This is a genomic window from Paraburkholderia sp. MM5477-R1, from assembly GCF_050436385.1.
Taxonomy (GTDB): Bacteria; Pseudomonadota; Gammaproteobacteria; order Burkholderiales; family Burkholderiaceae; genus Paraburkholderia; species Paraburkholderia tuberum.
Genome location: NZ_JBNDMC010000001.1, coordinates 509,721 through 533,145, shown reverse-complemented (window position 1 = coordinate 533,145; position 23,425 = coordinate 509,721). Strand labels below are relative to the sequence as shown.

The 23,425-nt window shown below is 58.9% G+C and carries 19 protein-coding genes and 3 pseudogenes; 10 read left to right on the top strand and 12 right to left on the bottom strand.

What is annotated here, in order from left to right; translation table 11 throughout:
- Positions 1-52: 52 nt before the first annotated feature.
- Together OKW35_RS02590 and OKW35_RS02585 are read right to left on the bottom strand one after the other, a co-directional pair.
- The gene (locus tag OKW35_RS02590) at positions 53-313 is read right to left on the bottom strand and encodes a hypothetical protein (protein WP_429551158.1); all 261 of its coding nucleotides are present in this window, start codon (positions 311-313) and stop codon (positions 53-55) included.
- Positions 314-886: 573 nt separating this feature from the next.
- Positions 887-1,078 (bottom strand): annotated as a pseudogene (locus OKW35_RS02585) (helix-turn-helix domain-containing protein); the annotation flags it as partial.
- Positions 1,079-1,298: 220 nt separating this feature from the next.
- Between OKW35_RS02585 and OKW35_RS02580 the strand changes: the two are divergent.
- Together OKW35_RS02580 and OKW35_RS02575 are read left to right on the top strand one after the other, a co-directional pair.
- Positions 1,299-2,156, top strand: coding sequence for a hypothetical protein (locus OKW35_RS02580; protein ID WP_429551157.1), 858 nt, complete (start codon positions 1,299-1,301; stop codon positions 2,154-2,156).
- Positions 2,157-2,209: 53 nt separating this feature from the next.
- On the top strand, positions 2,210-4,138 hold the full coding sequence (locus tag OKW35_RS02575) for a WD40/YVTN/BNR-like repeat-containing protein (RefSeq protein WP_429551156.1): 1,929 nt from the start codon (positions 2,210-2,212) through the stop codon (positions 4,136-4,138).
- A gap of 202 nt (positions 4,139-4,340) precedes the next feature.
- On the opposite strand, the gene OKW35_RS02570 is transcribed toward OKW35_RS02575, so the two are convergent.
- From OKW35_RS02570 to OKW35_RS02555, 4 genes and pseudogenes are all read right to left on the bottom strand, one after another.
- Positions 4,341-4,961, bottom strand: a complete 621-nt coding sequence (locus OKW35_RS02570) for a hypothetical protein (RefSeq protein ID WP_429551155.1) — start codon at positions 4,959-4,961, stop codon at positions 4,341-4,343.
- A 750-nt stretch (positions 4,962-5,711) separates the two neighbouring features.
- A pseudogene (locus tag OKW35_RS02565) lies at positions 5,712-5,846 on the bottom strand (IS6 family transposase); the annotation flags it as partial.
- Positions 5,847-7,012: 1,166 nt separating this feature from the next.
- Positions 7,013-8,143 carry an IS110 family transposase gene (locus tag OKW35_RS02560; RefSeq protein ID WP_429551154.1) on the bottom strand — a complete coding sequence of 377 codons (1,131 nt, stop codon included), beginning with the start codon at positions 8,141-8,143 and terminating at the stop codon, positions 7,013-7,015.
- A gap of 224 nt (positions 8,144-8,367) precedes the next feature.
- Positions 8,368-9,003: a TetR/AcrR family transcriptional regulator gene (locus tag OKW35_RS02555; RefSeq protein ID WP_090812293.1), complete on the bottom strand. Its 636-nt coding sequence runs from the start codon at positions 9,001-9,003 to the stop codon at positions 8,368-8,370.
- Positions 9,004-9,096: 93 nt separating this feature from the next.
- On the opposite strand from OKW35_RS02555, the gene OKW35_RS02550 reads away from it, so the two are divergent.
- Positions 9,097-9,870, top strand: a complete 774-nt coding sequence (locus OKW35_RS02550) for an SDR family oxidoreductase (protein ID WP_090812294.1) — start codon at positions 9,097-9,099, stop codon at positions 9,868-9,870.
- Between the two features lie 722 nt (positions 9,871-10,592).
- On the top strand, positions 10,593-10,865 hold the full coding sequence (locus OKW35_RS02545) for a hypothetical protein (protein WP_167368816.1): 273 nt from the start codon (positions 10,593-10,595) through the stop codon (positions 10,863-10,865).
- A 243-nt stretch (positions 10,866-11,108) separates the two neighbouring features.
- Here OKW35_RS02545 and OKW35_RS02540 read toward each other — a convergent pair whose 3' ends face one another.
- Both OKW35_RS02540 and OKW35_RS02535 read right to left on the bottom strand, forming a co-directional pair.
- On the bottom strand, positions 11,109-11,945 hold the full coding sequence (locus OKW35_RS02540) for an MFS transporter (protein WP_429551153.1): 837 nt from the start codon (positions 11,943-11,945) through the stop codon (positions 11,109-11,111).
- Positions 11,942-12,796, bottom strand: a complete 855-nt coding sequence (locus OKW35_RS02535) for a class I SAM-dependent methyltransferase (protein ID WP_090812296.1) — start codon at positions 12,794-12,796, stop codon at positions 11,942-11,944. The genes OKW35_RS02540 and OKW35_RS02535 overlap by 4 nt, the downstream gene beginning before the upstream one ends.
- Positions 12,797-12,928: 132 nt before the next feature.
- Between OKW35_RS02535 and OKW35_RS02530 the strand changes: the two are divergent.
- The 5 genes and pseudogenes from OKW35_RS02530 to OKW35_RS02510 form a co-directional block, all read left to right on the top strand.
- Positions 12,929-13,840: pseudogene (locus OKW35_RS02530) on the top strand (LysR family transcriptional regulator); the annotation flags it as partial.
- A 218-nt stretch (positions 13,841-14,058) separates the two neighbouring features.
- Positions 14,059-14,259 (top strand): hypothetical protein, encoded by a 201-nt coding sequence (locus OKW35_RS02525; RefSeq protein WP_090812297.1) that lies wholly within the window; start codon positions 14,059-14,061, stop codon positions 14,257-14,259.
- Between the two features lie 42 nt (positions 14,260-14,301).
- The gene (locus tag OKW35_RS02520) at positions 14,302-14,949 is read left to right on the top strand and encodes an NADPH-dependent F420 reductase (protein WP_090812298.1); all 648 of its coding nucleotides are present in this window, start codon (positions 14,302-14,304) and stop codon (positions 14,947-14,949) included.
- Positions 14,950-14,958: 9 nt separating this feature from the next.
- A complete protein-coding gene (locus OKW35_RS02515) occupies positions 14,959-15,369 on the top strand; it encodes an ester cyclase (RefSeq protein ID WP_090812299.1) in 411 nt (136 codons plus the stop codon).
- A gap of 437 nt (positions 15,370-15,806) precedes the next feature.
- Complete coding sequence (locus OKW35_RS02510; protein ID WP_090812300.1) at positions 15,807-16,511, top strand: hypothetical protein; 705 nt, start codon at positions 15,807-15,809, stop codon at positions 16,509-16,511.
- A gap of 285 nt (positions 16,512-16,796) precedes the next feature.
- On the opposite strand, the gene OKW35_RS02505 is transcribed toward OKW35_RS02510, so the two are convergent.
- The 4 genes from OKW35_RS02505 to OKW35_RS02490 form a co-directional block, all read right to left on the bottom strand.
- The gene (locus OKW35_RS02505) at positions 16,797-17,090 is read right to left on the bottom strand and encodes a hypothetical protein (protein ID WP_090812301.1); all 294 of its coding nucleotides are present in this window, start codon (positions 17,088-17,090) and stop codon (positions 16,797-16,799) included.
- 448 nt (positions 17,091-17,538) lie between these two features.
- A complete protein-coding gene (gene tnpC, locus OKW35_RS02500) occupies positions 17,539-19,119 on the bottom strand; it encodes an IS66 family transposase (protein WP_429551152.1) in 1,581 nt (526 codons plus the stop codon).
- Positions 19,120-19,149: 30 nt separating this feature from the next.
- On the bottom strand, positions 19,150-19,506 hold the full coding sequence (gene tnpB / locus OKW35_RS02495; protein ID WP_167368694.1) for an IS66 family insertion sequence element accessory protein TnpB: 357 nt from the start codon (positions 19,504-19,506) through the stop codon (positions 19,150-19,152).
- On the bottom strand, positions 19,482-20,015 hold the full coding sequence (locus OKW35_RS02490; RefSeq protein WP_429551151.1) for a transposase: 534 nt from the start codon (positions 20,013-20,015) through the stop codon (positions 19,482-19,484). Before OKW35_RS02490 ends, tnpB begins: the two co-directional genes overlap by 25 nt.
- Positions 20,016-20,530: 515 nt before the next feature.
- Between OKW35_RS02490 and OKW35_RS02485 the strand changes: the two genes are divergently transcribed.
- Positions 20,531-22,735 (top strand): OsmC domain/YcaO domain-containing protein, encoded by a 2,205-nt coding sequence (locus OKW35_RS02485; protein WP_090812303.1) that lies wholly within the window; start codon positions 20,531-20,533, stop codon positions 22,733-22,735.
- The last annotated feature ends 690 nt before the right edge of the window (positions 22,736-23,425 follow it).

Genomic DNA, 23,425 nt, shown 5'->3' with positions numbered 1-23,425 from the left:
AAGGTTTCCGATCGCTGAATTTGCAGTTGCCAACTCAATCTGGTCACCTGCTTTATTGATTTTTCCCTGAGGATGTGGATCGTGTTCGCCATGAGCATGCTGCGGCAGCGCCTACTATCAACGTCATGGCAGTTAGCACGCCAGTTATGGCCCACTCTTCCACGCCGTCTCCTGCGTCAGGCTGATTGCCAAACAACATTTCGATCCATTGTGGCCAAACCAGCGACGCCGCCAGAGTTGTCGCGCTTAGCACGGCAAACGCAAACCAGACCACAAAATTGCCGCGCAATTTAATAAAAATGGTATCTTTCATCGCTGTATCTCCTATTTATTTTGTTTGGCGTGGTGTTTATGGGAGGCGAACCCGTGAGTTAAGTACCGCGTCGATTTTTGTTATTATGTGATTAACTACGTGATTCGCACCGAACTTCGCATTTTCGTGGAGTCTCTCTTCGGGGGGCGCCCATCTACAAATGTATGTCTCATTGAGCATGTGCCGTGGCCTGCTGACGAAACAACCAATATCGCAGATTTGACTTTAAAAGGCCTGCAAAAAATACTAGGACAAACTTTTGGTGCATGCCGATTTTTTTCATTGGAAATCATGAATCGCGATAACTTCTTCTGCGCTCATCTTCGAGTGTTAGAGGGGCGCGTTGCACTGTTCAAAACAGTCGGCTCCATCAAACCAGAATCGATGCTTCCTCGATTCCCAACGGACTAGACGCGTTCGATGAAAATAAGGGACCGACAGCAAAGGATGGGGGACGGCCGCAGGGGACGGCCGCTCTGCGGGAGACAAAGCGGCCGTTCGCACGGGTTGTACGACCGCGCCGCTCCCTCGTAAGCGTGTTCTGATCACCGTCTCTTTATGCTCGGTGGCTACCCGAGCCGTCGGTTCCATCCTTTTGGCGATGCGCACGAGTAGATTGTCCTCGAGGACATCGCGCAGGCGGCCGAGTGCGTGACTGATTGCGGATTGACTGAGGTTCAGCCGTTTGCCGGCCGTCTGGATTGCGTGAGCTCGCGCGCATTCTACCTTTGCGTTCCTCGGAATGAGTGCTAGATTTAAATGCATTCGCTCCGAGAAATGAATCCGAGTGTTTTTACGCTCAACGCTCGCTGGCGATAGCAGGTCGATCTTTCTTGTCATCCTATTATTTGACACCGTCACTGTTTGTTAGCGTGAGTCCCGAGTTATTTGACACCGTCACTGTTTGTTAGCGTGAGTCCCGAGTATTCTCCTGATAGCGATCCAATCCGGAGAAACTATAATCGCGACACCACAGGAGCAATCGATGCCCCGTAAAGAGAGCGAGAACGAGCGTGAAGATCCGCGAACGTTCGAATTGCGCAGGGAACATTTTCTGCGCTCTCGCCGCCCCCCGGAAGGCCTGACGGTCACGCAGGCACGAACAAGCGCATTACAGAGCAGCGCGCGGCTCGGTGAATTATCAGAAGCCACATTGGAACTCGCCGATACTCCACCGCGGCGCGAGTTGGAACTGGAGGCGCCCGAGGGACACGGCTCGGTGACCACTGCGCCCGAACTCCGATTCGCACCCTCTGGCTTCGTCGGCGAGGCGGCAGCAGTCAAACTTAAGGAGAGCGACGGCGAAGAAGCCATCCTCAAGATCGGACTTGACGCCGACGAGCAAGCAGGGGTTGTCGTCGAAACCGTGAGGATTTTCCAAGTCGATGGTCACGATTGGCGTATCGTGCCACGCGGCAATGTGGCCCGCGACGGTACACACGTATGGTGCTTGCTTTCGAATGGAGGGGTTTTCGCCGCGGCCGGTGTGGTGCGGGAGCGCTCCGTGATCGCAGCGTTATTGGCGAGCTATGCCCTGCGTATTTTCCTGCATCCTCTCTTTCGCGAACGGCAGAGTTTTTCGCAGGCGGTCAAGACAGTGGTAAAGGCCAAAGACTGGCGCGCTTTGGCAAAGCGATCCAAACTTGTCCTCGATGATGCCGATGCCGCGGATGTGAAAACGGCGCTCGACCGGCTGCGGCGCAATCTGCCGGCGGTCTCGAAGATCAAATCGCCTAGAAACGGGCCGGTCGAATGGCAGATTCTTGAGATGCTGTCTCTGACGCCCGAGGGCCAACAACTCCTGGATGACTTGGACATTCTGGCTGAGCGGAAGCGATTATGAGACCAGGTTGGCGTAAGGTGGGACCTACAAATTTCGCTGGGCGCATCAAGTCGTTGGCCATCGACCCGACCAACGGTAGCGTGCTCTACGCCGGCGCAGCCAATGGGGGCGTGTGGAAAACGACCGACGCAGGCGCGAACTGGTGGCCGCTGTTTTCCAAACAACTCTCGATGGCGGTCGGTTCGGTGGCGATTGCAGCCGCAAACCCAAATATCGTCTATGCCGCGACGGGCGAGGACGTTGATGGTTGGGGCCCATCCTACGATGGCGTAGGCGTTTATAAATCTACAGACGCCGGGGCCACCTGGTACCTGACCTCTGGAGGTCCCGGCTCGCGATGCGGGCGCGTGGTAGTGGGCGCAACCAACCCAGAGCACGTGCTGGTCGCAAGCGATATTGGCCTGTTCTATTCGAACGACGGTGGCGGCACGTGGACCCTGCCGCTCCCAGGTCACGTCACCGACGTGGTAGCCGATCCGGCCGATGCCGATAACACCTTCCTCGCGGGAGTCTGGAACGACGGTATCTACAAGAGCACGGATGGCGGCGTCACATGGCACCGAAGCAACGGGTCCATTCACGCTCATGCTGGGAGTGGAACGAACGCCGGCTGGATTAAGCTTGCCGCCGGCCGACTGCTCGGCCAAACCGTTTTCCTAACGAAGCAGGGTCCGGACGGCGGTTCGATATACCGATCCGCCAGCGGGGCGTCGAAATGGTATTTCGTGGTGGGCGGAATCGAAGCTGTGAAATATAACCAATGGACGAATCTGATCGCTTGCCGGCCGGATAACGCGATTTTTCTGTACGCCGGTGGAGTTGGATTGCAGCGTGCGCTCCCGGCGCCTAATTGGGGCGCGGTGGCGTTCACGCCTGTAGGCGGAACACACTCGGATCACCACGCGCTGGTCTTTGATCCCGGCAATTTTGACGTTTGCTATTTGGCGACCGATGGCGGTGTTTATAGATCAACCGATGCCGGAGCCACATGGACCATCCGGAGCAACGGTCTGATTGCGACGCAACTCTATACGATCGCTTCGCATGAACAAGGCGACTTTCTCTTAGGCGCGCCAACCCAGGACCAGGGCATTATCTGCAACCGCGGTAACACCGGTTCTGATTGGGTCGACACCGGCGCCGGTAACGAGGGCGGCACGTTCGTGGTGGATGAGAACAACGGTGACAATGCCTTCTGCACACCGTCGAACTCGACCTTCCAGCGAACCACTGACCGATGTGCCACCTGGACGAATCTAGTCGCAGCGATCAAGAACCTTGGCGTGATGACCGATATTGTCATCACGGCGCTTGCCGTGCGTCCCGGCGATTCGCGGCTCGTAGTTGCCGGGTTGCGGAATACGCGGCGGCGGCCACGCCAGCACACCGAACACGACTTGATCCGCAGCACCGATCAAGGGAACACTTGGTCATTTGTGCTCACCAAGCAAGAGGACTTTAGCGCCGTCGCCTTCGCACGCGGCGATTCCACCGTTTGCTTTGCCGGGACAGATCAAGGGAATGTCTATCGCAGTGATGACGTGGGCGTATCTTGGGCCATTCCGTATGCTGCTGGCGCAGGACCGCTATCGGACATTATCACCTCTATCGCGGTTTCGTGGGCGAATGCCGACGTGCTCTATCTCGGACTCGGGAACTTCACAGCAGGCAGCCGCGTGTGGAAGTCGGTCGATCGTGGCGCGCACTGGAGTAATGCAAGTGGAAGCGGAACGACCATGCTGCCTGCCATTCCGGTGAATGCCTTGGTGGTGGACGATCACGACGATCAAACGGTCTACGCGGCGACAGATATCGGAGTTTTTGTGACTCGCGACGGGGGCGTCTCTTGGCAGGACTTCACGGGCGGCTATCTGGGATTCGTATTGCCGCGCGTGGTCGTTTCCGGTCTTGCACTGGATCGCACCAGTCGGCGGCTATTTGCGAGCACCATAGGTCGCGGCGCGTTCTACCGCCCGCTTTGATTCTCGGTCACCCAGACTGTGCTGGATCGTCTCCCGCCGGCAGCCCGCGCCTATGCCATCGCGGGTGATGCCGGACCCTCAAATATCGCTGATCGCGCGTCTCGCTTGGATTCCGACGGCCCTTCTGCCTCGTCGGGACAATTCAACTTGTCCCGCCACCGGGCGGGCGATCACTAACAGCAGCTAGCGGTCAATGGGTCGGTTAATGCCAGTACCGAAGCGGATCGCGATATTGTGGATAGTGTAAGTTGAGCCACGCCGACAGTCTGGCCCAGTCGGGATGGTTGGTACCGGTTTGGGCAGACCATATTGTCGATCTTTCGAGAACCTGACCGTTCGAGCGATCACGGACAACCAGGCTGCCCAGTCCGCTGGAACTATTCGTCTGTGATTCAACCAGATACCGCGGCAGAATCCTGAGCTCCGCGTCCTTCGCCCACCCGTATACCGCGCGAACTACGCCGGTCGAATCTCGCAACTCCGTGGGTCCACTTCCCGGCCGCACGGCTGTCCAACCCTCAGGAAACTCAGCGACAACCTCGTTTTTTCCTTCCCTTACCCACTTCGCGTGCCATGCTTTCGCCATCGCCTCGCGTACGTGAGACACCGACTCGTAGCCAGTAGGCAGCTCGATCGCCATCGGAAGAGTAATGAGGTTGTCCTTCCAGAGTTTGGTTTCGTTGTCGACGCGCTCGACTACGTCGAACGCCCCGGCTTCGAATGGGTTCTCGGGCCGGCCGCTTACTTTCACGTTCCCGCTGGGCAGGCCTTCGAAAAGGCGCTCAGCATCGTGGCGGGTGAGTTTTGTCTTTCCTTTCTTCATGGTCTCACTACAGCAAGGTTATCTCACTAACATGGAGGCTGTGACGTCCAAAGTCGGGCGCCACGTTCTCCAGCGTGCGCGAAGACGCGCGATTCTATTTTGCGCCATTTGCCTGTTACCGACTCGCGGGCTGGCAATGGCGCGGCTTATGCCTGCTCATACTGCCCGACATCAGATGGATCGAGCAACGCAAGTCAGAGGATGAGCGGACAGGCGATTATCGACTACTCGCTAACGCTCATTCTACGAGAGCGGCTAACGAAGGAGATGGCAGAATCCGGGCAACTGAACGCCCGAATACGACCAACTGTTGCAGTTTGACGTCACACCGCCTCAACTGCAGTTCCTGAAGCTGAAACGGTCGCTCGCCCTTTCTGGTCGGTAAAAAAAGTATCTGAGGCCCCGGACCGTCATACTTAAAGGCTTATATTTCCGTTCACCGGGTCTCACTAGCCGAAGGCGCCGCTCTGTACGGGTAACCATCCTTTGCTTACCTGTAGACGAGATTGTTGTCGTTCCCGTTCCAGTCTGTGGCATCCCCAACGGTTTTGCCCGTCGAGTCCTCATAATGCCAGGTTCTCGTGTCAGGCAGCGGCGACACCCCGGTCGTCGACTGAGACTGAGACGGATTTTGCACGATGACGGGCCTCTGGGCGCGCTCGTAGTAGTTCGAGTCCTCCCACTGCGTCAGCAACTCGCAGTCTTCGTCTGAACGCGTTTTTTCCCGGCAGTTGGCGTTTGCCGGGTCAAACGCGCTGTCCGAGTTATCGAACCCAGAAGCTTGATGGCCCACCGGTGCACGGTCGAATGATCGACTGCGATCCCGCGTTCGGCCATCATCTCCTCGAGGTTGCGCAAGCTCAGCGGGTAGGCCACGTACCGCCGGCACCCGGCGAATCACCAATGCTACAGGATTGTCAAGAAGGGCATTTCAGTCATTTGACTACTTAGCATACCTATTCAATTACCCGGCAAGGCGAGGCTGATGAAGAATTTCATCGGGCCGGATGAAGCGGTAACGGTTTGAAGGGTATTGAAGACCGTGGCGACGCTCCGAAAATTTTCGGTTTCCAGCACGCTCGGAGGGAGCCCGCGACATTGTCACTTCCCCAACTGGCATGCAGCAAAACGAAGGCTACACCCATGCCAAGGCGGAGTGTAGGCAGATTGATTACTGCCTAACCGTTGACACTTTGGCGTCGGTCCACGATAACTGCGTTGCATGATTCTGCAAGGGCCCGATGGTCGAGGCCCCTCTGTCGCCGCTCGCACGGATGTTTGTCAGTCTGACCCGGCCGAGCCGTTGTTTGTCCCACATTGCTTCCCCTACTCAGCCGTTCGGGCAGGCTCCGTCGTCGAGCCTAGACGTTGGCCGTCGCGATCGCGCGTTAGGATGACATCCGGGACATTCTGCGGCTGCCGACCGCTGGAGTATCGTCGGCGCGGCTCGTTATGATGGGCTGCATGACGGACCCGACGTCGTGTCGGCCAGCCTGGTTCGAATATGGCGTCACTGACCCGAGCTGCGCGATGAGTTTGCCCGTAATGCCGAGGGCGATGCCAATTTGCGCTACCGCATAAATATTAGCGTGCTTACAGTCTGGTCAATCCGGCCGCACGTCAGCCCTGCCTGTCACGCAAGTGTGGCGCCGCCAAGCCGTCCATCTGCTGCCCCTTGATCACGAGAAAGATTGCGATGAACAAAGTTGCGAAGACGCTGCCACGTGTTCGAACCGAGATGAGCCTTCACGTATTAGCCTACAACCTGATATGACTTTCCGTGTCAATCGGAATGTGTGGTTTGCAGTCTTCTCATGCGCAAATGAATTCCCTGAGGGCGGCGTAGCAGTAAATCTCGACGGTGGATCATCCTGATATCCGCGGGTTGGTTACCGCATTACATGGACCGTCTCATGAGCCTGCCGCATTCTTAAGCCGCAAGTCGGGTGATATCCGTTGCGGGGTTGTGCCGCGGGTTACTCGAGTAGCCGGGCTACGCCGCCTTCAGGAAACTCGTGGATCTATGGGGTGAGCGACGTGGTGCTTCGTAATCAGGTTGCCTCTCTGCGATAAGGTAACGCGAGCGACATCGCCAAGCGCCCGATGTCCCAGATGAAACCTGACAGTTCACGGGCGACGGCCACGACCGTCGTATTGGCATTCTTGCCACGCGCGGCCAGCCTCCGGTATCGGCGACATAGACGAACCTGCGCGTCCCAGGCGCGATCGATGATGGCCTTGGGAATGCCTTCATGCCGACACTGAATGTCGGCGCTTACACGTGCCGGATGCCGATAGCTCCAGGCCGCCTCCACGAGCAACTTTCTGGCGTAGCTATTGCCGGTCTTGGTGATGCTTCCCTGCCGTCGCTTGTCACCCGATGAGTGTTCTGACGGGACGACGCCGAGCCATGCCATCAATTGACGCGGATGCTCAAAGCGTGACAGATCGCCGAGTTCGGCAAGCATTCCAACGGCCGTGGTGAACTGCACACCGCGCATGGCCTGCAGACCCAGAACGGCCGGATAGAACCGCCAGTTTGTCACTGCCTCACGCAAGGCGGCTTCAACACGCTGGCATTGCGCGAGCCGATCTTCGATCGTACGCCGAAGTTCCTCGAACGCGAATTGTTGCCATTCGCTACCGAACGCATACTGGCTCACCCAGCGTCGGTGAGCTGGTCCCCAGTCGGCATGACCAGCATAGCGTACATCGTGCGCGAGCAGGAACGACTTGAGCCGCTGCCGCGCCTGTCTCAAATCGTCTTTGGCCGTCATCCATGCGCGGGCGAGGTCGAGAAATGCCTCGTCCTCGACGGTCGGCACGTACACAGCTGACAGGTCACCGGCCCGTAGGGACCGCACAAGCTTGACCGCATCGCGCCGATCCGTCTTGACGCGCTCGCCGGGCTTTCTGGGAATCAATGACGGCGCGCACACCATGCAGTCGAATCCCTTCTGGACCAGTTGCCGGTAAAGGCCGTAGCCACATGGTCCTGCCTCGTAAACAACGCGTACGTGTCGCGCTTTCGATTGAAGACGCTTGCACAGGCGATCGATATCCGTCTTCGTCGTACCGGTCTTGCCGAGCAGTTCGACCTCGCCCGTGCCGAACGCATAGGCGACAGTGATCGAATCCTTGTGAACGTCGAGTCCTACGTACAGCGTGCTATCGTGTTCCATGCTGGCCTCCGTGCGGGAAATCGCCGGGTGTGGCACCGTCCACACCGTGCGGCTCTGGCAGCGATGCTAACCCGCGTTTGATTCCTCACGGCGGGCCAGCCTCTACCTCACGGAAAGTCATAGTGTCTTAACGAAGGCAGTCGTTCGCGTATCGATCTCGCTTGACTCCTTGTGGCCGAGCCCCGGCGGTACAGCCGTGTCGTCTTTGGTGAAAACCAATGCACTTACGGAACCGGGTTCCGGCGATGACCTTGAGGCCAAGGCCATGCTGACAACGCAATATCAGCCAGCCGCTTCAGTGTTGCCCTGCATGCACGGTCACAGGCTTGCGCCGACATGCCTTGCACAACTGCGCAATAAAAGCGTGCGAGAGCTTCGGTGTCGGTCTCAGGGGCAAGCTCGCCCTCGGCGACGGCACGGTCGAGGCGTGCCTTGATGGCCTGTAACCCAAGCTCGCGCCGCGCGGCGACCGTCTGGGCGACAGACTCGCTCTTTTCGGCATGTTGAAGAACAGCAGTCGAAATCATGCAGCCGCGCGGCCTTCCCAGGTCAGTAAAGCGTGCCGCGGCGTCGTGCAGGTAGAACGCTATCGCATCGTAGGCCGGCATCTTCCCCTGCAGCGCTTCCAGACACTGCTTGTTCTCACGCTCGCTGATATGGTCGAGCGCCTGTCTGTAAAGGTCCTCCTTCGAACCGAACGTTGCATAGAGGGACGGCGGCGGAATGCCCATGGCCTGGGTCAGGTCGGCGATCGACGTGCCTTCGTATCCACGCTCCCAGAACAGCCGCGCGGCGACATCGAGCCCCACATCGCGGTCCAGCAACCTCGGTCTGCCACGTTTCCGGGCGGGCTCGCTCATTTTATATCGATTCCTATAAAAATCGTTGACAGGTGTCTTCCGACGTTATTATTATAACGATCACTATTAAATTTAGTCGAAAAGGAGTGGTCGATGTCTGCAAAACTTTCAAGCAAGGTGGCCCTTGTAACAGGAAGCTCGCGTGGTATTGGCCGTGCTGTAGCACTGGCCTTTGGGAGAGAAGGGGCCGCGCTCATCGGTGTGCACTACGCCAGCAACGCGGAAGCTGCTCACACCACCATCCGCGAGATCGAGGCGCTCGGATCAAAAGCCGTCGCCATCAATGCGGACTTGAGTCGCGGGAAAGAAGCAACGGACAGTATCTGGGAGCAGTTCAAGGCAGCCGCGATCGCCGCCACGGGCGAACCTCGGCTTGACATTCTCGTCAACAATGCTGGCGTAGCACCGGCGATTCCTCTGTCTCAGACCAGTGAATCCGCCTTCGACGAGGTCATGACCGTCAACTTCAAGGCACCGTTCTTCCTGATTCAGGCTGTTGCAGATCACATCCGCGACAATGGACGAATCATCAACGTTTCGACGGGCTTTACGCGTGTCGCGGCTCCAACGCATCCTGCCTACGCCGCGTCGAAAGGTGCCCTTGAAACCCTCACACTGGCGCTTGCCCCTGAGTTTGGTTCTCGCGGCATCACGGTGAATACGGTCATGCCGGGCGTGACGGAGACTGACATGAATGCGGCGTGGATAACGGTACCGGAGGCGCGCGCCGGCGCGGAGGCCATGTCGGTGTTCTCGCGAGTGGGTCAACCTGCCGATGTGGCTGACGTCATCGCCTTCCTTGCATCGAATGAGGCACGCTGGACTACGGGACAGGTGATCGACGCGACGGGTGGTGCCCGCCTCTAACCATTGCGTCCGCTAGATATGAAAGGTCGCGCCAGCGCGTAAAGGATGGTGGACGTATGCGTACGTGCACTACTAAACGAGAGAAATGGCGCGACTCGCTCGCGTCTCCAAGCCGCCACCATGGGCGAAGCGTTCTGGTGGTGTGCATGGCCGATGCGAGTCCTATTTCATCTCTAGGCCATCGGCTCGTCACCTGATGGCAAACAGCCGCGTCAACTACAGTTGCTCGGTGGCAATCGAGTGATCCTGTGACCGGAACCGCGCGGGCTGCGGACATTGGCTTCATGCTCGGCACTGTCCGTTTGTGTTTAGGTTTATAGGATGCCTGCCCTGGACCACGGGCATAGACGTACGCCCCAGGCGCATGCGGGCAGGCGTCGTATAAACCTCAAGGGAGGAAACCGCGGAGTGTCCCGGCACGGCCGGAACCTTTAGCGCTATGGGGATTGGAGAGGTAGCACGCGGCGTGGGGCTGACGCAGAGGTCGGACGAAGCGCGTTGATGTGGAGGGGGTGTACATTGGCGAAGCTGCGCGGTGTACGTTTGTAACGGCAGGCAGAACGCGGCACCGGCTGGTCCAGGTCAGGGACGCAAGCGTCCGCTATCGGATCCCTTTGCCGGAGAGCCGACGGTCGGCTTGAATGTCTCGAAACGCTTGTGGTCATGCTGCGGCTCGCTGTACGGGTGGCGCGCGGATGGGTGCGCTGCGCTCGAGGACATCGATGACGATCATCGGTGCACCGCAGTGCCGGCAGATGAAGGTGGGACGCAAAGCGGGAGCGGTGTCGTCGGGTTGCCTCGCCCTTCAGCATGAAAACAGAGTCGGTTTCTTCTCCGGGACCACTACCGTTGGGGCGGAGCCCTATTACCGCGCGAGCGGTTTCGTCCAGTGGCCGGGCCCGGACGGTCGACCTGTGTTGCTGCGGTTGCGCCGCAGCATCGCCGCCAACTTCCGTAGCCGACCCACTGCTGCCGCCCGGGTCGAGGGTGCTTGAACGGCAGTTTGCAATTGCAGCGGCCGTTCGTCGGGTCGCGTCGGACGACGAGTGATCGGTAACGGCGACTTCTCACGCTGACTGCAGGCTGAGTTTGTCTGTTGCAGCCTCTTCCTTCAGAAGGGCATGAACGGGACAAACTAGAGTAATGGCTCAATCGCGTCTACAGGCCGACCTTGATCGTGCGGAATGGAGAGCCTTTCGCAGACGGGGCAGGATCCTCGATAAGGAGCAGGAACGAGATCAGCCCGCGGATCGTCGGAACAGTTGGCGCAGCGACAGCGCGTGCAGCAGAATCGAGCTTGGCACCACGAATGCCGGGGTCAACACATCCGGATAAGCGCCGGCACCGATGCTTGGCACATTCGGAACGATTAGCTGGAACGGACCCGGCGAAGTGATCACCCCCATAGTGACTGCAATTGCGAAATCCGCGAGGCCGAAGATGTTCCAGATGATTGCCGCTTTCCGACCCTCGGCCGTGCCGGTTGCGACGGCGATTGCCGCCGGTACGGCGAACACGCCCGTCAGCACATCGCCGATTCCCGCCGGCAAAGCGAACACGCTGGGCATCTCCCCACGCAGCGAGGCAGCGAGCGCCCAACTGCCGAATACGCGATAGAGCTGAATGGCAACGAGCCAGGTTACCGGCATCGCATCGAGCACCTGACCCACCCGCCTCGACAACAGCAACAGTGGCGCACCGATCAGCACCGGTAGAAAGATCGCCAACGGCAGCAACGGCACCGGTGACGGCGACGTGCTGGTGCGGAAGACGCCATTGATGGCCGCGCTCCAGGCGACAGCGAACCAAAGTGTGTATGGAATCGTGACCGCAAGCCAGGTCGTGCGGCGTTGGCCCGGCGTCAGGTCGGTGCTTTCGAGGCCGAGCCATAAACCGACCGCGATAACTGCGTGGGCCGTCAGCTGGTGTGCGGTGGTTGGAACGCCGCTAGCCGGGATTATCGGCAGCCAGTAGATGAAGTCAGTCCACAGGACCGTCAGCGGTGCGATCCAAAGCAGGCCGCGCCAAGCGGGACGCGGTTGGACGGTACCAACAGGAACAGGGGCGGTGATCATGAGCGGTTCTCCATGTGATTCCGGGGCTTCGTGGAGGCGGCCTCGAATACCGCAGTGAGAATGCCGAGTCGGCCTTCCATGAGATTGCGTCCCAAGTTGGTGAAAAGCTGCGCGAAGTCTGGCCCCAGCACCACACTGAGATTTGGCGAGGGCGGAGGCCCGGATGCACGCCGTTCGGTGATCCAGGACTTTGCGGCCTCGCTGTCGTCTTGCCATACCAGCGTGCGGAAACCTGCTTTTTCGATTGCTTCGTGTGTTGCATCGGCCGTCAGGAGAAAGCTTGTGGCCGGGGTTCGCGCCCACGGAACCGGATAGTGCAGTTTGCTGCCGTTTGCGACGACGTCGAACGTCGCAAATCTGCCGCCCGGCTTCAGGACACGCCGGATCTCTCGGTAAAGCCGCGCGCGATCGGCGATGTTCATCGCCACATGCTGCAGCAACACGACATCAAAACGGCTGTCTTCGAAGGGAAGTTCCAGCGCGCTGGCGGTGCGAAACGACACCTGTTCGCTCTGCCCAGTGCGCTGGGTGAGATAGCGCGCGGCATCCACGAACGGTTCGCTGAGGTCAATACCCGTAACCCTGCAGCCACGGGTTGAAGCCAGAACACGGGCCGGCCCGCCGATGCCCGAACCGACGTCCAGCACCGACGTGTCGGCGGTGATCCCGGCCAATTGGGCAAGCTCGGCAGTGGCAGCGAGCCCACGGGTGTGAAACTGGTCGAGGGCGTCCAGTTGCTGCGGTGTGAGCAGCTGATCCTCCCGTCCAAGGACTGCGAGTGCGGCTTTCAGCCGCTCGGTCAGGCCGGTCGCGCGATAGTGATCGCGCACGCCATCAAGCACATCGTTCATTGCGAGGTTCCTCCACGGTCTCAAGCGGATTGTTCCGGGCTCGCGCGTCGGGATCTGCGCGACGCCTCATCTGCAGGCGTAGGTGTACCATGGCATCTCGCGAGCGACTATTCATCACAATGTTGATGGGCTATGAAGCAGAACTTCACAGTCAGGCAGGGCGCGCTCGATGGCGTGGAGGCGTTCCTCAGCGTTGCCCGGCATCGCAGTTTTCGCCGGGCGGCCGCCGAACTCGGCGTGACGCCGTCGGCCGTCAGCCAGGCAGTGCGCGTACTTGAAGCGCGCATTGGCGCAGCGCTTTTCATACGCACCACGCGCAGTGTGGGTCTGACAGAAGCGGGCGAACGGTTTCGTTCGCGTGCAAAGCCTGCCTTCGAAGAGCTTGTCGCCGCCAGTGAGGTTGCGCGCGGACTCGGCCAGCGGCCCGCCGGATTGTTGCGTCTTTCAGTGCCGCGCGCGGCGGCGCCGATTCTGCTGGAACCCCTGATTGCATCGTTCTGCAAGGCTTATCCCGAGGTCGAAGTGGAGATCGACGCAAGCGAGAAGCTGATCGATCTCGCAGCGGAAGGATTCGACGCCGGCATGCGGCTAGGTCAGTTCGTCGCCGCCAACATGGTCGCGATACCGCTGACGCCTCCGGTTCGTTTCGTCATCATCGGCAGTCCTGCCTACTTCTCAGACCGCAGCCGTCCCGAACGCATCGACGATCTGCGCGAACATGCATGTTTGCGATGGCGGTGCTCCAACGGTGCGCTCGCGCCGTGGTCATTCAACGACAACGGCCGCGCGATCGAGTTCGCCGTGTCGGGCCCGCTCATCGCCCATGATTTTCCTACCATGCTGGGTGCGGCAATCGAAGGTGTAGGCCTTGCCCAGCTACCTGAACCGATGGCCGCCGAACGGCTGAGAGCGGGAAAACTGGTGCAAGTGCTGGAGCCGTTCGCGCCGGTGATACCGGGTGTGTTTCTCTACTATTCAAGCCGTCGGCAGATCATGCCGAAGCTGCGTGCGTTCATCGATCACGTAAAGAACTACTCCGCGGGCCGTGGCAAAGCGCGGGCGCATCATGACTCTGGAAATGCAGGTACTGAAGCCCGACATGAGCGGCTTGCTCGTCGGGACAACCATCTCGGGCGCCGAAGAGATCGCCAGGCTCGCGCCATGGGCGAAGTTGGTCAAGGCCATCCCGCCTTTTGCGGAGCTGATGCATTCGCCCAGCATGCTGATAGGTGGCAACCGCGCGGGCGTGTTCGTGTGCGGCGATGACAGCGATGCGCGGGCCGTGGTCGCAACACTTCGACGCCGAGCCGGTCGATGCGGGACCGCTCGCCCTTGCGCGCTACGCGGAACCGGCGGCCATGCTGCTGGTGCAACTGGCTTACGCACACGGGTTCGGCATCAGGATCGGGCTGTCGTTACTCCACGAGAAAGCGGCGAGCGTGCCTCATGACCCGCGTGCCTGAGTATTGACGTAGGGCTGGCTATGACCAACCGAGGAGGATGAGATGAACGTAGGCGTATTGGGATCAGGTGATGTCGGCCGAGCACTGGGCGCCGGCTTCGTCAAGCATGGCCAGGACACGATGCTGGGCACCCGAGATCCGCACAAGAAGGAGATACAGGACTGGGTCCGCAATACAACCGGAGCCAGGGCCGGGACGTTCGACGAAGCCGCTCGGTTTGGCGAGATCGTCGTGCTAGCCGTGCTCGGCCGCATCGCTGAGAGCGTGATCGAGCTTGCGGGGCCGGAGAATCTCGCCGGCAAGACCGTCATCGATGCAACCAACCCGCTCGCCGACGAGTCGCCGGTCAACGGGGTCCTGAAATATACGACGGGACCGAACGAGTCGCTCGGCGAGAGGATTCAGGCGAAGGTTCACCTCGCCCACGTGGTCAAGGCTTTCAACAGCGTCGGCAACGCGCTCATGGTGAATCCCCATTTTTCTCAAGGCACGCCGACGATGTTTTTGTGCGGCAACAGCGACGATGCGAAGGCCCGGGTTGGCGCAATCGCCCGGCAGTTCGGATGGGAGCCCTACGACTGCGGAAGCATCGTATCGGCACGCGCGATCGAGCCGCTGTGCATGCTGTGGTGCCTGCCGGGATTCCTCAGGAACGACTGGCAGCATGCGTTCAAGATGCTGACGAACTAAGGAGAAGCGATGGAACCGCTTCAAGTACCGCTGAAGGGTGATCCCGGTCTGACGCTGGAAGAGATGAAGCGATTCGTGGCCGATCACTTCGAAGACTTCGTCAACCGGAAGAAACCGGAAGTCGCATCGGCGAACTTCAGCGCGGATTTCCTCGGCCGCGACGAACCGTCGGGTCATCAGGTCGGCCCCGAAGCCGCGATGGCCATGATGAAGGCGGCTTATCAAAAGTGGCCGGACTTGCACGTCACGATCGAAGACATGATTTCCGAAGGTGACAAGGTGATGGTCAGAAACACGTGGCGCGCCACCGACGTTATCTCCGGGAAAAAGATTGAGTTTCACGGCTTTGTCCTGTCGCGGTTTGCGAACCGGAAAATTGTCGAACGATGGGCCACGTTGACGACACCGTGTGAGGCTTGATTCGAGAGCGGAGGACCACGAGCATGAGCGCCCGTTACATCCGCATCGGTGACCAGGGTGTCGGGGCGAGTTCGATCCGGGCGCGGACTGCATACAGGGTCAGCCCGCGCGTAGACGGCAGGCGTCTCCGCTCTACTCAGAACCATAACGTTGAGGAGGCTGTTTTCTGAACACGTGGTCGACCGGAATCCGTTGGAAGTGCCCCCTCAGCGTTTCCGGAAGCGGCGGCCCCGTCACGGTGCCGGTCGGCTCGGCCTCCAATCCGCGAGCGCAGGCCGACAAACTGTAGGTCCCCCGCCGCTGCGAACGGCAGGTGGTCGGTGGTGAACGGACACTCACGAACCGGCCGCGAACGGCCGGTTGTGGCCGAAGTGGTCGCTTGGAATCGTTACAATGGTCCAGATTCACCCCCACCTTAACAGCATCGAGTGCGAGACATGCTGACTTCCTTTTTCTGGAGTGGCGACATCATCCGCAGTCGACGCGTGAGTGACATCGTGCTATCAGGCTCGGTTGACGTGCCCGTGCCCCCTGCGCGCCTGCTCGCAGATTGGGAAAGAGAGACATCGTCGCGCCTGGTCCTGGAGCCCGGGGACGTCGAGGCAATGCCTTTGGCGCGAGCGCAGGCGCGCTGGCCGGACTACACGCGCTGTGTGCAGGCAGTGTCCGATTGGACGTGCGCGCTTGGACTTCCTAAGGTGCTCGCCTCCAGTGACGTAGCCCTCATGGCCTGCCGCGGCGCGAAGTACCACCATGACGGTGCGCAATATGGCGGTGCGGCCTTTTGCAATCTCTTCCTGAGCGAGGACAGGGGTCTGGACTTGCATTTTCCCTCTACGGGCCATCGCATTCCCCTAACCCGGGGAACGGCTGTGATATTCGATACTGGTCAGCCTCATGGCGTCATTCAACGCAGCAGCAGCGGTTTTAACGTGGCCGACTTCGCGCCGGACCAGGATTGCATCCAAATATTTCTGACCTGGGAGCTTCCCATCGAAGATGCCCATGTTGGGCACGCCCTCAAGGTTGCCTTCGACATCGCGCCTTCAACCTCGTTGCAACTGGACGCAGAGGAAGTCTGGCTGAACGGCGCACGGGCCATTGTGTGCCCAGATTCTGGTCGTTGGTGCCAGGTTGACTAATCGTCTGCGTGACACCGCGGTGTTGCCATGACAGGCTCAGGTTCAGCGCGATAGCCGCGTGCAGCGTGCGCCGTTTGCGCTAGGGTCAACGATTTCAGGCTTCGCTATCAGACCCGTCACGCAGCGGCACAAAGCCGCAAAGTCAGGCTCCATCTTAAAAGCTTGGCACAATGACCGCTGTTGGCAGCCTGGCGCCTATGCTTGATCGGCGGCGCACGACCCAGATGGAATGGAACACCGCCCTCCCTTCGGGGAGGTGGGCATGATTGAGGGCCTCGGCACACGCTACCGTTCCTGACTTGGTGGTGAGGCAATTTTGCGCCCGTACAAGTCTTCGCCAATCAATCTGTTCGCTTCTCTCAGCAGCTTTTCAAGAGCGTCATACTCGGGACCGACGTCCATCTTCCGTGCCGCAAGGTCCATGCAATTTGACCTTAGCTGCGTGGTCAAATCGCGTAGCGCAGCAATCACTTCGTCGTCACACGCAGACTCTTCCAACGCCTTGCGGCCGATCAAATATGCCTCGCGATACGCCGCAGCACGAACCATCTCTCGTACGCGCTGTGACTTTAAGCTCATGGGTAATCTCTCCTCTGTCGGTTCAAGTCAGCAATTTTCAGCAATTTCGACGGCGACGTCGACCGACCGCACATGGCCGACTCTTGCCGAACTGCTATCCGGCAGAGCGCGACCCACAGCAGTCGACCGGATTTCTCCAAAGCAGCCGTTCGAACCGGGACCAACGATCTGGCTCGGTCCCGATCCGCGGGTCCTGCTGTGACTGCTAGCGAGTCCGAGCGTTGCATTGCATCGCCGCAAGGTGTTGCTGTTAACCGTTTCTGCTAATAGTTCACCGTTTGTGGCGAGAACGGGTGTCCCGTGCGAGGTAAGGCCAGGAGGCCAGATTGACAATTCTGTCACCACTAGCGTTGCAGTTAGGAATGAGCGACAGGATGTCCGTATGCGGTCCACGAACGACGCCACTCAGAGGTGCTCTGAAGCGTAAATTGTGTGGCAGGGAGAAGGGTCAGCGGAGATTGGCGGGCATCTTCCACGGCAACAGCGCGTCGTAGTCGTCGACGGTCTTCGCCAGTGGCAGACGTTGGAACAGCCAGGTGAGGTAGCAGTACGGGTCGATGCCGTTGGCTTTTGCCGACTCGATCAGCGAATAAAGATTCGCACTCGCATGTGCGCCAGCAACTGTATCGGCAAACAGGAAGCTTTTGCGTGCGACGACAAACGGGCGAATGGAATTTTCGCAGGGATTGTTCGATATGGGCCAGTTGCCGTTCTCGACGTAACGGATCAGCTTGGGCCACTGCCCATGCAGATAGGTCAGCGCCTTGCCGAGTAAACTTTGCGGCACGACGCCGGGCGACTGTTCGAGCATCAGCTTTTCGATGGTATCGAGTACGCGCGCACTGTATCGTCGTCGCAATTGCTGTCGTCGTTCAGCCGGCCACGTTTCACTGCGCGCCTCCGCTGCGAACAGCTTGCCGATCAGTTTGATGAAGCGTGTGGCGAGCAGATCGGGGGAGCGGGCCGCCTTGGGCACGTTATCTTCGGCCTTGACCAGATACCGTCTCGCATGAGCCCAGCATCCGAGATGCACGAGCTGATACTGTTGCGCGATGCCGTTGTAGGGCTCGTATCCGTCGGTCATCAGAACCGCACCCTTGCGAATGCCGGCGAACAGTTTGTCGGCCAGCTTCGCGCCGCGACCAGCCGTATAGGCGAAACAGCGGATAGGCGTTCCCGATCCGGTCATTTGCGCCCAGAGATAGCTTTTCGTTTGCGGCTTGCGCCCTTCTTCCTTCAGGACCTGGAACGTCGTCTCGTCGCAGTAGATCACGTCAGCATCGAGCAACGCGTCGCGCATCAGATTGATAACGGGCTGCGTCGCGTGACCGACGCGGACCATGCTCGCGGCGAGCGTGTTCGACGAGATGTCGCCACCGAAGCGTCGCAGCAGACCAGCCTGGCGATAGATCGGCATGCCGAACTGATACTTGCCGGTGGCGACCCACGCGAGTGCCGATTCCGTCAGCAGCCCACGCGGGATGATGCGCGCCGGCGCCGGCGTAACCTTGATGCCGAGGTCGCAGCACGGACAGGCATATTTGACGCGCTGGTGCTGGATGACTCGAACCTGCTCGGGGATCACGTCGAGCTGCTCGCTCGTTTCGACGCCGATCTCGACGAGCGCGTGTCCGTCGTGGTTGCAGAAGCGTTCGGCTTCGGGAAGTTCGTGCCGAACGACTTCGCGCGGCAGACTGGGATCGAGCGGTTTGCGATGACCGCGCTTCTTGCGCGTGTGCGCTGCGATCGTGGTTTCGCGAGTATCTTCCTGCGCGGGTGTTGCGTTCGTGCCGAGCACTTCGGCTTCATTGAACAGACCGGGCTGATCCGATGCGCGGGCTTCGCTCTTCGCGCCGAACAGCTCGCGCCGGTAAGCGCGCAGTCGTTCCTCGGCCAGGTCGCGCTCCGCAGTCACGAGACGCAGTGCGCTGCGTAACCCGTCACGCTCTGACTGAAGGGCGTCGTGCTCCTCACGTATCGCGAGGAGCGCCCTGAGTTCGTCAGCGTCGATGGTCACGTTGATCGGCATGCCACTTAGACCGGCACGCCGATGCCGTGTTCAACTCACGCGAGCATAGTGGCGTTTCGGATGCCGCTGAAGAGCAGCAATGTCGGCACCTTCGAGAAGCCAGTGCAGCAGATCGACGGTCAACGTCACGACTTCGGTTTTGCTGTCAGGCCAGACGAAGCGATCATTGGCCTCGAGTCTCTTGAGCATCAGCCAGAAACCGTTGTGCTGCCAACCCAGGATCTTGACGCGATCGCATCGCCGGTTGGTAAAAACGTAGAGCGAGGAATCCATCGGATTCAGGCGCATCGCCTGTTCGACGAGAATCGACAGACTGTTCATTCCGTACCGGAAGTCGACGGGATCGCGGTGCAGGTATACCGTCAGCTTTTCGTCGAACCGGAACACGGCATCCTCCCGAACATCTGGACCACGGTGCTCAGCTCGTCGATGCTCGCTGCACTGAGATCGAGCTCCACGCCGTTCGACAGACATACATGCAGTGAGAGCGTCATCGGCGGTGCCGGAGATACGGGTGGTGGCGGCAGTGCCGGTGGTAGTGGCACGACAGGAATAAATGCAGAGGAGGATTCTGCCGGCGCGGGCCGCTTACGTGAATCCGGCATATCGATGGCTTTGCCATCCATTACTTCGACTGCGGGTGGTGATGGGGCGCGCTCGTCGGCGTCGTCCTTCAGCGATGCCAATGAGATGCCTTTCTCACGCTCCATCAGGTACTTCGTAGTCCATTTGCGCAGCAGGTTGGCGTTGATCCCATGCTCCTGTGCCAGACGGGCTACCGACACGCCCGGGCGCAATGCAGCCTCGACCAGCGCGCGCTTACCGTTTTCGTCATAGCGACGGCGCCCGTCGCGGCTTAGACGAACTACTCTTAACTCTGAGTCATTGCCAGCCATTGGTGTCCACCTCCACGTAGGTGGACACCAATGCTCCTCGCTCATGCCGCCAGCCGATAGACGTCGAAGATGGACCGCTTACGGATGTCCATTGATTTTGGTAGCGTTCGGCGTGTCCTCGAATTTGGCTAGTGCGGCTGTCGAGGCGCGCGATTAGCGCATCGGCCTGAGGCAGCAAGCGCAAATACCGGAGGTCATTTTTTTGATCTCGGACCGCGGACATCTCAGCGCGCAGACCAAAAACGCCAGGCAGTTTGGCACTTTGGATGTTTCTTAGGCGGCCTCCACCACTGTTCGCATTGATGGCGGTGAGAGTGTTATCGTGCTGCGCTTTGTCAGTCGTTCCGGGCAGTGAGTTCGTGCTCCGGGGGCAAAGCGACGCTAGCGGAAAAAACGGACAGCCTCAGCGCTTCAATGGACACCGCTAGCAACATTCGCGATCTGCAACAGCAACTGCACTTGGTGACGGATAATAGCGGCTACATCATTTTGAGCACAATTTTTGGAATTTCCCCATGGAAATTAAAGTCAATTTTCTCGATAAGCTGCGTCTTGAAGCCAAGTTCGATGACTTCACGGTAGTGGCCGACCAGCCTATCCGTTATAAGGGCGATGGCTCGGCGCCTGGTCCGTTCGATTATTTTCTGGCCTCATCGGCTTTGTGTGCAGCTTACTTTGTGAAGTTGTACTGCGTAAATCGCAATATTCCTACCGAAAATATCCGCCTGTCGCAGAATAATATCGTTGATCCGGAAAACCGGTACCAACAGATTTTCAAGATTCAGGTTGAGTTGCCGTCGGATATCTCGGAAGTGGACCGCCGAGGTATTTTGCGCTTCATCGACCGTTGTACGGTGAAAAAAGTGGTGCAAGCCGGGCCCGAGTTTGTGATTGAAGAGGTAGAAAACCTGGATGCCGATGCTCAGTCGTTGCTGACGTTGAAGTCGGCTTCTGATGCCAGCACCTATATTGCGGGCAAGGATTTGCCGTTGGAGCAAACCATCGCCAATATGTCGGGCGTTCTGGCGGGCTTGGGCATGAAGATAGAGATCGCTTCGTGGCGCAATATCGTTCCAAATGTGTGGTCGCTTCATATTCGCGATGCGCACTCGCCGATGTGTTTTACCAATGGCAAGGGAGCGACCAAAGAAAGCGCGTTGGCGTCAGCGTTGGGAGAGTTTATCGAGCGACTGAATTGCAACCATTTCTATGGCGGTGCATTTTGGGGCGAAGACATCGCCAATGCGGAGTTTGTGCATTACCCGAATGAGCGCTGGTTCAAGCCTGGCCCTAAGGATTTGCTGCCGGCTGAAATTCTGGATGAGTACTGCCTCGAAATTTATAATCCCGATGGCGAGTTGTATGGCTCGCGTCTATACGACACCAACTCCGGCAATGTGGAGCGCGGCATCTGTTCGCTGCCGTTTGTGCGGCAGTCGGACGGCGAAGTGGTGTATTTTCCGTCCAACCTGATCGAGAACCTGTTCGTCAGCAATGGCATGAGTGCCGGTAATACGCTGGCCGAAGCACAGGTGCAATGTCTGTCCGAAATTTTCGAACGGGCGGTAAAGCGCGAAATTCTGGAAGGCGAAATCGCTTTGCCTGATGTGCCGCACGAAGTGCTGGCGAAATACCCTGGCATTCTGGCCGGAATTCATGGATTGGAAGAGCAGGGCTTTCCGGTGCTGGTAAAGGATGCGTCGCTGGGTGGGACCTACCCGGTGATGTGCGTCACCTTGATGAACCCGCGCACAGGCGGTGTCTTTGCCTCGTTCGGCGCGCACCCGAGCTTCGAGGTGGCGCTGGAACGGAGTCTGACGGAATTACTGCAGGGGCGTAGTTTTGAAGGCCTGAACGATTTACCTCAGCCCACCTTTGTCAGTAACGCCGTGACTGAACCAAACAATTTTGTTGAGCACTTCATTGATTCCAGCGGTGTGGTGTCGTGGCGCTTTTTCAGCGCCAAAGCGAATTACGAGTTTGTTGAGTGGGATTTTTCTGGCCAGGGTGAAAACTCCAATGCCGAGGAAGCAGCAACCTTGTTCGGCATTCTCGAAGACATGGGCAAAGAGGTGTACACGGCGGTGTATGACCAACTGGGTGCCGTAGCCTGTCGGATTTTGGTGCCCGATTATTCGGAAGTTTACCCGGTAGAGGATTTGATCTGGGATAACACAAACAAGGCGCTATTGTTCCGCGCGGATATTTTGAACTTGCATCGACTGGACAATGCCTCCCTGGCAGCACTGCTTGAGCGGTTGGAGAACAGTGAGCTGGACGAGCACTCCGATATTGCCACTTTGATCGGCATCGAATTTGACGAGAATACGGACTGGGGGCAGCTAACAGTTCTCGAGTTGAAACTGTTGATTCATCTCGCTTTGAAGCAATTTGAGGAAGGGCAGGAGCTGGTCGGAGCTTTTCTGCAGTACAACGACAACACGGTCGAGCGCGGATTGTTTTACCAGGCCTTGAATGTGGTCCTGGAGGTGATGCTTGATGACGACCTTGAACTGGACGACTACGTGGTCAACTTCCGTCGAATGTTTGGCAACGCCCGCATGGACGCGGTACTTGGGACAGTGGACGGCAGCGTGCGCTTCTTTGGGCTAACGCCAACGAGTATGAAGCTGGAGGGTCTCGACAGGCACCACCGCCTGATCGACAGCTACAAAAAATTGCATAAGGCGCGGGCCAATGCGGCGGCTACTGCGAAGTAGGGTTGTGAGTCATGGCTGGACGCGATGATACCGCTCATCCCCCGCTCAAAAAACACCCCGTTCGATACCTGAGCGACCATCTGTGCCGGCGTGCATCAATGTTGATGCCGCCGACGTTGATGGCCGGATACAAAGGCAGATCGAGGGCCTTCGGTAGTCCCCCGTTTTTAACGGCGCTCAGAAGTAGAGCTTTCCGCTTCGGGCAACGATGTAATGTCGCTATTTCGGGCGGGCAGTATGACCGACCATAGTCCGCTATCTCACCCGCCCCGCTGATGAGATGTTGGGCGCCGCCCACCTTGTCACGACCGGAGCGGATATGTTTGTAGTCGCTATTTCTGCCGTTCAGGTTCACACGTTCTAAATCTTGCGCCGAGTCCACTGATGTTCGGTGGATCGGAACCTGTGCATGTTGGATCGTTTCGTAGAACCCATACGACGATTCGCGCGAACGCGTCGCCGATGTTCGCCGTGCCGAGGCGTGTACGTGCCCTCCCAAGGTGTCCCTGACGGGTGGTCACCTGATATGCAGAGCGCCGGCCGGGTTGATCGGCGGATCGTCCACGATCCGTGGCGCGGCATCGACTGGCTGCTTGTGCCGCCGATATCTTGCATTGGAGCGCGCTTGTCCGCACGAATGCTGAAGACGTTGGCGAACGTCCGCGCGTCGCCCGCCATGCAATGGCCGCC

Excerpts from the sequence above, each read along its gene's own strand:
- OKW35_RS02505 (WP_090812301.1), bottom strand. The coding sequence starts at position 17,090 with ATGAGCTTAAAGTCACAGCGCGTACGAGAGATGGTTCGTGCTGCGGCG.
- tnpC (WP_429551152.1), bottom strand. The coding sequence starts at position 19,119 with ATGCCGATCAACGTGACCATCGACGCTGACGAACTCAGGGCGCTCCTC.
- OKW35_RS02545 (WP_167368816.1), top strand. The coding sequence starts at position 10,593 with ATGACGATCATCGGTGCACCGCAGTGCCGGCAGATGAAGGTGGGACGC.
- OKW35_RS02555 (WP_090812293.1), bottom strand. The coding sequence starts at position 9,003 with ATGAGCGAGCCCGCCCGGAAACGTGGCAGACCGAGGTTGCTGGACCGC.
- OKW35_RS02550 (WP_090812294.1), top strand. The coding sequence starts at position 9,097 with ATGTCTGCAAAACTTTCAAGCAAGGTGGCCCTTGTAACAGGAAGCTCG.
- OKW35_RS02485 (WP_090812303.1), top strand. The coding sequence starts at position 20,531 with ATGGAAATTAAAGTCAATTTTCTCGATAAGCTGCGTCTTGAAGCCAAG.
- OKW35_RS02510 (WP_090812300.1), top strand. The coding sequence starts at position 15,807 with ATGCTGACTTCCTTTTTCTGGAGTGGCGACATCATCCGCAGTCGACGC.
- OKW35_RS02580 (WP_429551157.1), top strand. The coding sequence starts at position 1,299 with ATGCCCCGTAAAGAGAGCGAGAACGAGCGTGAAGATCCGCGAACGTTC.
- OKW35_RS02515 (WP_090812299.1), top strand. The coding sequence starts at position 14,959 with ATGGAACCGCTTCAAGTACCGCTGAAGGGTGATCCCGGTCTGACGCTG.
- OKW35_RS02540 (WP_429551153.1), bottom strand. The coding sequence starts at position 11,945 with ATGATCACCGCCCCTGTTCCTGTTGGTACCGTCCAACCGCGTCCCGCT.
- OKW35_RS02525 (WP_090812297.1), top strand. The coding sequence starts at position 14,059 with ATGACAGCGATGCGCGGGCCGTGGTCGCAACACTTCGACGCCGAGCCG.
- OKW35_RS02490 (WP_429551151.1), bottom strand. The coding sequence starts at position 20,015 with ATGGCTGGCAATGACTCAGAGTTAAGAGTAGTTCGTCTAAGCCGCGAC.
- OKW35_RS02520 (WP_090812298.1), top strand. The coding sequence starts at position 14,302 with ATGAACGTAGGCGTATTGGGATCAGGTGATGTCGGCCGAGCACTGGGC.
- OKW35_RS02570 (WP_429551155.1), bottom strand. The coding sequence starts at position 4,961 with ATGAAGAAAGGAAAGACAAAACTCACCCGCCACGATGCTGAGCGCCTT.
- OKW35_RS02560 (WP_429551154.1), bottom strand. The coding sequence starts at position 8,143 with ATGGAACACGATAGCACGCTGTACGTAGGACTCGACGTTCACAAGGAT.
- OKW35_RS02535 (WP_090812296.1), bottom strand. The coding sequence starts at position 12,796 with ATGAACGATGTGCTTGATGGCGTGCGCGATCACTATCGCGCGACCGGC.
- OKW35_RS02590 (WP_429551158.1), bottom strand. The coding sequence starts at position 313 with ATGAAAGATACCATTTTTATTAAATTGCGCGGCAATTTTGTGGTCTGG.